Source organism: Roseomonas rosulenta, assembly GCF_016106005.1.
In the GTDB taxonomy this organism is placed as follows: domain Bacteria; phylum Pseudomonadota; class Alphaproteobacteria; order Acetobacterales; family Acetobacteraceae; genus Neoroseomonas; species Neoroseomonas rosulenta.
The window spans coordinates 1-1,704 of record NZ_JACADR010000492.1 but is presented as its reverse complement, the minus strand read 5'-3'; the positions used below and the strand labels follow the sequence as shown (position 1 = coordinate 1,704).

2 protein-coding genes are annotated in these 1,704 nt (G+C 76.8%); both read right to left on the bottom strand.

All coding sequences use genetic code 11. The annotated features are described in order from the left end of the window. Positions 1-641, bottom strand: a 641-nt coding sequence (locus HW578_RS26210; protein ID WP_198373644.1) for an ROK family protein, incomplete at its 3' end; no start/stop codon positions are given. Between the two features lie 5 nt (positions 642-646). Next, a partial coding sequence (locus HW578_RS26205) for a TAXI family TRAP transporter solute-binding subunit (RefSeq protein WP_198373643.1) occupies positions 647-1,704 on the bottom strand: 1,058 nt, incomplete at its 5' end.

The window sequence follows — 1,704 nt, the reverse complement described above, 5'->3', positions numbered from 1 at the left end:
GCGGCTCCGCCGCCCGCGGCACGGGCCGGCACCGCGCCGCCGTCGCGCGCGCCGGGCCCGTCGCAATCCGCCGCCAGCGCGGGCCCCGACAGGAAGGTCTCGAGGCAGCCCTGCCGGCCGCACCAGCAGCGCGGACCGGGAAATTCCTCGCGCGTCATCCAGGGCAGCGGCGTGTGGCCCCATTCGCCGGCGGTGCGGTTCGGTCCGTCGAGGATGCGCCCGGAACTCACGATGCCGCCGCCACAGCCGGTGCCGATGATGACGGCGAAGACGGTGCGGTATCCGGCACCCGCGCCGTCCGCCGCCTCGCTCATGGCCAGGCAGTTGGCGTCGTTGGTCACGCGCACCTCGCGCCCGATGGCGGCCGCCACGTCGCGATCCAGCGGCTGGCCGTTCAGGGCCTGGGAATTGGCGTTGCGCACCAGGCCGGTGGCGGGGCTGAGGCTGCCGGGGATGCCGATGCCCACAGTGCCGCGCGCGCCGGTCTCGCGCTCCGCCTGAGTCACCAGGGCTGCGATGGTCTCGACGATGCCCGGATAGTCGGGCGGTGTGGGGCGGCGATGGCGCAGCCGCACGGCGCCGTCGCGGTCCAGCGCGACGATCTCGGTCTTGGTGCCGCCCAGGTCGATGCCGAAGCGCATGCGGTTCACTCCCCGAGCGCGGCGCGCGCCGCCGGATGGAAGGGCAGCGGCAGCGGGCCGCGCGCCGTCTCGCGGCGGATCATCAGCGCCGCCGGGCCGCCGGCCCCACTTAGCCCCGCGCCCTCCAGCAGGCGCGCGAGAAGCGCGCCGACCTCGGCCGGCGTCAGCGCCTCATTGGCGATCAGCGCCGCCTGGGTGGCCAGAGTCGGCACCGCTTCCTCCTGGCCCGGATAGCTGCCGGCCGGGATGGATGCGCGCATCAGCACGCCCTGCGCATCGGCGAGGCGCGCCATCGCCGCATCCTCCAGCGGCAGCAGGCGCAACGGCATGGCGTCCGCCAGGCGCAGCACCGCCTGGGCGGGTGCCAGGCTGACCATCACCATCGCGGCGATGCGCCCCTGCGCGAAGGCCCCCGCGACGCCTTCGGGAGGCAGGGCGACGCGCGGCGTGCGCGCGGGGTCGAGGCCATGTGCGCGCAGCACCTCCTCCGCCGTCAGCCGTGCGCCCGATCCGGCGACGCCGACGCCCACCGGCCGGCCCTCCAGCGCCGCCATGCCGCGGACATCCGACCCCGCCGGCACGACGACATGCACCGCTTCCGGATACAGCGCCGCCAGCGCGCGCAGGCCCGGTGCCGCGGGCAGGTCCCATTCAGCCACGCCGCCGCGCAGCGCGCGCAGCGCCACGTCGGATTGCGCGATGCCGACCAGCGCGGTGCCGTCCACCAGCAGCCGGATGTTCTCGATGCTGCCGGCCGAGGGCAGCGCCGCCGCGGCACCCAGCCCTGCGCCGGGCGGCAGGCGCGCGATCGCCTCCGCCAGGCGCGCATATTCCGAGCCCGGCGCACCGCCCGCGATCGGCAGGCCGTGGCGCAGCCGCGCCTGGCGCGCCTCGATGTTGCGCCAGGCATGGGCGAGCTCCTGCTCGATCACCGGCGTGATGGCGCCGCCGGCGGCCTGCTGCGGCGCGGTGAGCGCGGTGCCGATCGCCGCCAGCAGCTGCTCGGCGCGCGCGCCGGGGCCTTCGAAGCTGGAGGCGGGCGCCTCGTCCCAGGCGGCGGCAG